This is a genomic window from Acinetobacter sp. YH12144, from assembly GCF_013418345.1.
Taxonomy (GTDB): Bacteria; Pseudomonadota; Gammaproteobacteria; order Pseudomonadales; family Moraxellaceae; genus Acinetobacter; species Acinetobacter amyesii.
In genome coordinates, this window is the sequence record NZ_VPCD01000046.1 from 1 (window position 1) to 4,586 (window position 4,586).

At 49.7% G+C, this 4,586-nt stretch carries 5 protein-coding genes and 2 pseudogenes; 6 read left to right on the plus strand and 1 reads right to left on the minus strand.

The features are described 5' to 3' along the window. Positions 1–248 precede the first annotated feature (248 nt). Positions 249–641: a TraK family protein gene (locus FTU79_RS16165; RefSeq protein ID WP_052928019.1), complete on the minus strand. Its 393-nt coding sequence runs from the start codon at positions 639–641 to the stop codon at positions 249–251. A 329-nt stretch (positions 642–970) separates the two neighbouring features. Between FTU79_RS16165 and traJ the strand changes: the two genes are divergently transcribed. The 6 genes and pseudogenes from traJ (at position 971) to FTU79_RS16190 (ending at position 4,520) form a co-directional block, all read left to right on the plus strand. After that, entirely contained in the window at positions 971–1,345 is a 375-nt protein-coding gene (gene traJ, locus FTU79_RS16170) for a conjugal transfer transcriptional regulator TraJ (RefSeq protein WP_033472343.1), read from the plus strand. Continuing rightward, positions 1,342–2,217: pseudogene (traI, locus tag FTU79_RS16175) on the plus strand (TraI/MobA(P) family conjugative relaxase); the annotation flags it as partial. The gene traJ and the pseudogene traI, both read left to right, overlap by 4 nt. 26 nt (positions 2,218–2,243) lie before the next feature. Beyond that, a pseudogene (locus FTU79_RS16180) lies at positions 2,244–3,146 on the plus strand (TCR/Tet family MFS transporter); the annotation flags it as partial. After that, on the plus strand, positions 3,138–3,323 hold the full coding sequence (locus FTU79_RS16770) for a GyrI-like domain-containing protein (protein WP_233735431.1): 186 nt from the start codon (positions 3,138–3,140) through the stop codon (positions 3,321–3,323). The pseudogene FTU79_RS16180 and the gene FTU79_RS16770, both read left to right, overlap by 9 nt. Before the next feature lie 159 nt (positions 3,324–3,482). Further along, complete coding sequence (locus FTU79_RS16185; protein ID WP_120366351.1) at positions 3,483–4,340, plus strand: SDR family NAD(P)-dependent oxidoreductase; 858 nt, start codon at positions 3,483–3,485, stop codon at positions 4,338–4,340. A gap of 27 nt (positions 4,341–4,367) precedes the next feature. After that, positions 4,368–4,520 carry a hypothetical protein gene (locus tag FTU79_RS16190; protein ID WP_180007116.1) on the plus strand — a complete coding sequence of 51 codons (153 nt, stop codon included), beginning with the start codon at positions 4,368–4,370 and terminating at the stop codon, positions 4,518–4,520. Positions 4,521–4,586: the final 66 nt, after the last annotated feature.

A 4,586-nucleotide genomic window follows, 5' to 3' on the forward strand; every position in this document is an offset into this window, starting at 1 on the left:
GCATGTTCCGCGTCCTTGCAATACTGTGTTTACATACAGTCTATCGCTTAGCGGAAAGTTCTTTTACCCTCAGCCGAAATGCCTGCCGTTGCTAGACATTGCCAGCCAGTGCCCGTCACTCCCACTCAAATGTTAATAGGCCGCCTCTATGAAGGGGGCTGTTTTCGGGGTCGATTTCCAGGGGTTCATTGACACTTGAGGGGCGGGCTATGCCTTCCCTCTTGGCGTCCAATCCGCCCCTTGGGGCGTCAAATCAAGTCCGCTTTGTTCGGGCTGGGGTTGAAGTTGAAGCTGGGAATCTCCCCCGGCTTATGGCTGGCTGATGGTACTGGTTTGGGTGTCGCTGGGGTGGCTTTCTTGGGGGCCGGTTGGGAGGATGCCGGCGGTCTTGCGGTGGCCTTTTCAGGCTCGCCTGGCGACCGAATCAGACTGTTCACATAGCTGATAAAAGCATCATATCCGAAGCTGATTTTCCCTTCATCGTGCAGCGTTTTCCAGATGGCTTTTACCGGCCAGCCATCGGTCAAAGCCTCTTTTATGTCGTCGCGCTGGGCCAGGAAAGCCGCCCGATTCTGTCCTGAACGGGTGGGCTTTTGGGTCTGCATTTGCGCTGCAATGCGCTCTGTAAGCCGTTTAGTCATGCCGATTCTACCGCCTTTTATATGTCGATTTATCCGCGATTTAATGCCGATTCTATCGCTATTAAAGCGATTGTAAGGCGACTAAAGCCAGATTGCACGCCTTATGCGTGGAATCGGCTTGTGTTTGTCGATAAAACGGGTTATAGCCGGTAAATGGTAGTGATGTTAAAGTGGTGGTGAAGCGGGCAGGATGTGTGAAGTAGGCCCACCATGCAAGCATGGTGTTCCTCTTCACTTCCCCTTATTCGCACCTGCGGCGCTCAACGGGAATCCTGCCCTGCGGGGCCATCGGCGGACGCCGGAATAAGAGAACCAGGAGGACGCCAAAGATGGAGGCGACAGAGCAGAAGGTAACGAGAAAAAGCAGCACGCCGATCAAGGTGTATTGCCTGCCGGAAGAGCGGGCCGCCATTGAGGCCAACGCACAAGCGGCTGGCTTGAGTACGTCTGCTTTTTTGCTGGCCGTGGGGCAGGGTTACGCCGTCCAGGGCGTGACCGATTACGAGAACGTGCGCGAGCTGGTGCGGGTCAATGGCGACCTGGGCCGCCTCGGTGGTCTGCTGAAATTGTGGCTGACCGACGATGCCCGAACGGCCCGGTTCAGCGCTGAAACTGTCTTGGGCCTGCTGGCCCGGATTGAGGCCAACCAGGACGAAATGAGCCGATTGATGGAATCTATTGTGCGACCCAGGGCAGCATCATGATTGCCAAGCATGTTGCCATGCGTTCCCTGGGCAAATCAGACTTTGCCGACCTGGCTAAATACATCACCGACGCACAGAGCAAAGACCACCGGCTGGGCCATGTTCAGGTCACGAATTGCGAGGCGCATTCAGTGCGCGATGCCATCACCGAAGTGCTGGCCACCCAGCACATGAACACCAGGGCCAAGGGCGATAAGACCTATCACCTGATTGTCAGTTTTCGCGCCGGCGAGAATCCCGATGCCGACACCTTGAAGGCGATAGAGGAACGGATTTGCCAAGGGCTAGGGTTTGGTGAGCATCAGCGTATCAGCGCCGTGCATAACGACACCGACAACCTGCACATCCACATTGCCATCAACAAGATTCACCCGACCAGGCACACGATGCACGAACCGTACTATCCGCACCTGGCGCTGGCCGACTTGTGCGAGACGCTGGAACGGGACTATGGCCTGGAGGCAGACAATCACCGGCCGCAGCAGCGCGGGGCGGCATCGAGGGCCGCCGACATGGAGCGCCATGCCGGCGTGGAAAGTCTGGTGGGCTGGATCAAGCGCGAATGCCTGGACGACATTAAAGCCGCGCAGTCCTGGACGGAGCTGCACCAGGTCATGCGTGATAACGGCCTGGAGATTACGCCAAGGGGTAACGGGTTGGTGATCCGGGCCGATGACGGCACGATGGTCAAGCCCAGCACCCTGTCCCGCGATCTGTCCAAGCCTGCCCTGGAAAAGCGGCTGGGAGCCTTTGAGGCGTCACCGGATCAGCAGGAGAAGCCGCCCAGGCGGCAGTATCAAAAGAAGCCGGTACGGTCACGCGCTGACACCACCGAGCTTTATGCCAGGTACAAAGTTTTTTATCGCCAACTTATCAATGATAAATAAAAGTCACATCTATGTCAAAATCACTTATAACCGCACTCATTGTTGTCGCGCTTGATGCGATTGGTTTGGGATTAATCATGCCGGTGGTTCCGGCTTTATTAAATGAATTTGTACCGGCAGAGCAAACAGCATTTCACTATGGTGTTTTTTTATCGCTTTATGCGTTTATGCAGGTCTTTTGCGCGCCCGTTTTAGGGCGGTTATCTGACCGCTATGGACGGCGGATTATTTTGCTGGTTTCATTTTTAGGTGCCACGATTGATTATAGCATAATGGCGGCAGCGCCTGTTTTATGGGTGCTTTATATCGGCCGGATTATCTCAGGTGTTACCGGAGCAACTGGTGCAATCGCGGCATCAATTATCGCTGATACAACTAAACAGGAAGAACGTGCGCGTTGGTTTGGTTTTATGGGGGCGTGTTTTGGTGCAGGTATGATTGCAGGGCCTGCTATTGGCGGTGTTCTTAGTGATATATCTGTGCATGCGCCCTTTGTGGCAGGGGCTCTTCTCAATGCAATTGCCTTTTGTTTGGTGGCTTTCTTGTTGCCCAAAACGCCGTCACAACCGCCTGAAGGACAGCCAGCCAAAATCAATTTGTTTGAAGGCTTTCGCTTCAATTTTGCAGTTCAGGGACTTGCCAGCTTTTTTGCGTTGTTTTTTCTTATGCAGCTGATTGGGCAGGCGCCCGCCGCTTTGTGGGTGATTTATGGCGAACAGCGCTTGAATTGGGATATTGGCACAGCAGGTGTGTCGCTGGCCGTTTTTGGTGCAGCACATACATTCGTACAAGCTGTTTTAACCGGCACTCTTTCAAAGCGACTGGGTGACCGCGGTGTGTTGCTGCTTGGAATGGGCGCTGATATGTGCGGGTTTTTATTGCTGGCTTTTATCACGCAAAGCTGGATGGCGGTATTCTCAGGAACGGGTCCTATACCAGGAGCAATTCAAGAATTGCAACAGCAGATTTTTACTGAATGGTTACCAACTTCAGGTTTTGAATATGCTGAATTGCCAGATATCGAATTATATTTAGATGCTAATCCTCAGAATGCACAGTTCCAAATATGGCTCCCGATTCGTGCAAAATAAAAAAGTTGTGGCAAGTTTTTTGCCACAACTTTTTTTGAATAAAATGACTCTTAGTATTTTATAACTGACAATCAGCATATTAGATACTATAGTTGTTGTTGGCCTTTTAATTTGTTATAATCATATTGAGAGTAATTAGGAAAAAAGGAGCGTGGACAGATGACTAGAACGTGGTTTATTACTGGTGGAAGTAAAGGAATTGGTTTTGAGACAGTAAAATTAGTATTAGAAAATGGCGACCAAGTCATTTCTTTTTCTAGAACAGAAGGAAAACTCAGCAGGTTAAAAACAGAATATGGATCTTCTTTGCTGATCTGTTTAGGCGATATTGAAGAACGAGACATGGTAGTAGCCGCTGCTGCTAAGGGAGCAGAAAAATTTAATGGCATCGATATTGCTTTGAGTAATGCGGGAATGATGCTTGGAGGAATGATTGAGGAGACAACAGAAGAAGAGGCGCGTCAGATAATGAATGTAAACTTTTTCGGTTCTCTTTGGACGGCTCAAGCGGTTTCTCCTTTTTTGCGAGACAAATCAGGTCGTTTTATCCAAATGAGTAGTATCGGGGGCATCATGTCTTGGATGACTTCAGGTCTATACAGTGCTAGTAAATTTGCGGTAGAAGGATTGACGGAAGCTTTAGCACAGGAACTGGCTCCTTTTGGTGTTCATGTGACTATTGTTGAACCAGGAGGTTATTGGACAGATCTTTACAAGAAACTGCATAATAGTAAACGCTTGCCGGATTATCAAGAACTGCATCAACAAATGGATGCCTTCGCAAAAGAACAGGAGGGTCAGGCGACAGATAGTGACCCTATATTAGCAGCAAAGACAATCTTAAAACTTGCGGCATTGCCTGAACCACCACTACGTCTAATATTAAGTGATTCTCTTTTTGATGGGGTGATCGAAGCAACGGAAAATAAAATCGCCGGGTGGAAAGCAGAGGAGAGCCTCAGTCGGGAATCAGAAAAATTGATTCCAATGCCTGAAGGGTATTTAGCTGATAAGTAGATGACGACAGGAAAGTGACAATAAAAAATGAAAGAAATCATTGAAGAAATTCAAGCATACAAACCTTTTACACAGCAAGAAGCAAATGATCAAAAACTTTTTCTAAAACAAATACAATTTACGTATAGGAAGAATAAACGCCCTTTTCACCCAAGTCCAACAGCTTTGGACCGCAGTTGACTCTTTCGACACCCCTGCGATGCAACCCAATCCGGCTGACGGGGAGCCAGCAACGCTGAAAATTTA